The organism is Microcystis sp. LE19-10.1B (assembly GCF_027530565.1).
Taxonomy (GTDB): domain Bacteria; phylum Cyanobacteriota; class Cyanobacteriia; order Cyanobacteriales; family Microcystaceae; genus Microcystis; species Microcystis aeruginosa.
In genome coordinates this window covers 1-2,149 of record NZ_JAPZQM010000036.1, presented here as the reverse complement: position 1 = coordinate 2,149, position 2,149 = coordinate 1, and the positions used below count along the sequence as shown (strand labels likewise).

Genomic DNA, 2,149 nt, shown 5'->3' with positions numbered 1-2,149 from the left:
GATGGTCGAGGGAATCAACAATAAACTTAAACTAATAAAACGGAGAAGCTATGGCTTTAGAAACTTTCGGAATTTTTGGGTTAGAAGTATGTTGTCTTGGCATCTTGTCTGTTGATTTAGCATAAAGGGTAACGAAGAGCCGAAACTTCATGAAGAAATTCGTCAAGAATAGTGAAGCTCCAGGAGCGGTCTTGCTGCTGGTTTTCTTAGGGCGCTTTCTCCTGACAATGATTTGTTATGGTTCTGGGGAAATTGGCGGGATTTTTGCCCCGATGTTAGCCCTGGCTACTCTATTCAGTTTAGGGCTGGCACAAGTGTGCGATGCTTGGTTTCCGGGTCAACTGCCCCAACCCGGGGTTTTTGCCGTCGCTGGGATGGGGGGATTAGTGGCGGCCACGGTCCGCGCTCCCCTCACCGCCGTCATGTTGGTGATGGAATTGACGGATAATTTTTTGGTGGCGCTGCCAATTTTACTGACTTGTATCTGTGCTGCAATCACAGCCCACTTCTTAGGTGGTGAACCTGTTTATAGTGTCTTGCTCAAGCGAATTTTGGACAAATTAGAGCGGCAACCCCCCAGCGATCGGATTTAACCCATTACAAGAAAACGGGTTTCTCAAAGAAACCTGTTTTCTAAATAGGCGTTTGCAGAAAACGGGTTTCTCAAAGAAAACTGGTTTCTAAATAGTTTCTTGAAGAAACCCGTTTTCTAGGTGACTTAGAAGGATAACTTAGACACTTAGATAAAAAAGCTACTAACGTTAATTCTCCCTAAAGCTGGTAAAGTACTGGTAAATCCGGTCATATTTATTAATAAATCATTGCTGGATTGGAAGCCAGCCGTGAGACGATCGGGTATTTGTCACAGGAGACTTAATTTAAGGTAGCATATAATTAAATGCGTTTTGTCTGCTAAGATAATGCTCAACCTTTCAAAAGACATTCATTCTTTAACTGAGTTTAAACGAAACACGACCCAGTTCCTAGAGCATCTCAAACAAACCAAAGACCCTTTGGTGCTTACGGTTGATGGGAAAGCAGCACTCGTCGTGCAAGATGCGGAATCCTATCAGACACTTCTTGAAGCTGCTGAATTGGTTGAGACGCTTAAAGGAGTCAAGCGTGGTCTTGAAGAGATGAAGCAAGGCAAAGGTAAGAAGGCAGAGGAATTCTTCTCTGAATTGTTCGATAAGCTGGACAGTTCTCCATGAGCCAAAAGTATCAAGTCGTCATACAACCTGAAGCACAACAGGGAATTGAAAAAGCCTATCTGTGGTTCAGCAAAGATTCTCCTCGAAAAGCGAGGTTGTGGCTGGAAGGATTGTACAAAGCAATTCTGTCACTAGAGCAAATGCCTTACCGTTGTTCACTTGCTTTTGAAAATAATTTCTTGGAGGAAGAAATCCGACAACTTATTTATGGTAAGGGACGTAGTGCCTACAGAATTCTCTTTACCATCACTGGCGATATTGTGCAGATTCTTTTCGTGCGCCACGTTGCACAAAAGCCTTTGTCAAGTCAAGAAGATGAAGAAGAGTAGAGGCCCATAGCATACCATTGTTGTCCTAAATTGTGACGGCAAAGATTTGATAGGTAAGGTTTGCTGAAAAAGCTTTTCCTAGGGGCAGGGTGTGGGGTGTGGGGTGTGGGGTTTTACCCATTTTCAGGTGGTCAATTACCTAATTTTCAGGGAAAAATTCCCGGAATTTTCCCCCCAATCACTCCAATGGTCGGCACTTTTTGAGGGAAAAAAAGTCTAAAAGCCTTATCCAACAAGGTTTTTAGATTTATTCAGCAAACCCTAAATAGAAAGAAAACGGGTTTCTCAAAGAAAACGGGTTTCTAAATAGTTTCTTGAAGAAACCCGTTTTCTAGGTGATTTGAGTTGTTTGTTTTTTTGACGTAATTGGTAGCTGCCTAACGCACAGAAAACGGGTTTCTAAATACTTGAAGAAACCCGTTTTCTAGGTGACTTAGAAGAAGAGCTTAGACGCTTAGATAAAGAAATTACGGCTCTTCGGGACTTGGTATGGTTCGATATGGGGGCATAAATCGACTAAATCCTTATCTGGCAAGAGATTTAATTGATTAGTTCGCTCTAGATCGCAAACAATTGACAAAAATCGCGGTAATGTCTGTCTCTATAAGG

5 protein-coding genes and 1 pseudogene are annotated in these 2,149 nt (G+C 42.4%); 4 read left to right on the top strand and 2 right to left on the bottom strand.

The genetic code is table 11. The annotated features are described in order from the left end of the window. The coding region (locus O9332_RS01370; protein WP_288023342.1) for a transposase at positions 1-115 on the top strand (115 nt) is incomplete at its 5' end. Between the two features lie 34 nt (positions 116-149). After that, entirely contained in the window at positions 150-593 is a 444-nt protein-coding gene (locus O9332_RS01365) for a chloride channel protein (RefSeq protein ID WP_002761777.1), read from the top strand. Between the two features lie 146 nt (positions 594-739). Here the strand turns inward: O9332_RS01365 and O9332_RS27905 are convergent. After that, positions 740-844 (bottom strand): annotated as a pseudogene (locus tag O9332_RS27905) (bluetail domain-containing putative surface protein); the annotation flags it as partial. Positions 845-905: 61 nt separating this feature from the next. On the opposite strand from O9332_RS27905, the gene O9332_RS01360 reads away from it, so the two are divergent. Both O9332_RS01360 and O9332_RS01355 read left to right on the top strand, forming a co-directional pair. Beyond that, positions 906-1,211, top strand: a complete 306-nt coding sequence (locus O9332_RS01360; protein ID WP_287657942.1) for a type II toxin-antitoxin system Phd/YefM family antitoxin — start codon at positions 906-908, stop codon at positions 1,209-1,211. After that, on the top strand, positions 1,208-1,540 hold the full coding sequence (locus O9332_RS01355) for a type II toxin-antitoxin system RelE/ParE family toxin (RefSeq protein ID WP_002761780.1): 333 nt from the start codon (positions 1,208-1,210) through the stop codon (positions 1,538-1,540). The genes O9332_RS01360 and O9332_RS01355 overlap by 4 nt, the downstream gene beginning before the upstream one ends. A 454-nt stretch (positions 1,541-1,994) precedes the next feature. Here the strand turns inward: O9332_RS01355 and O9332_RS01350 are convergent, their stop codons facing one another. Beyond that, positions 1,995-2,120 (bottom strand): hypothetical protein, encoded by a 126-nt coding sequence (locus tag O9332_RS01350; RefSeq protein WP_288023340.1) that lies wholly within the window; start codon positions 2,118-2,120, stop codon positions 1,995-1,997. Positions 2,121-2,149: the final 29 nt, after the last annotated feature.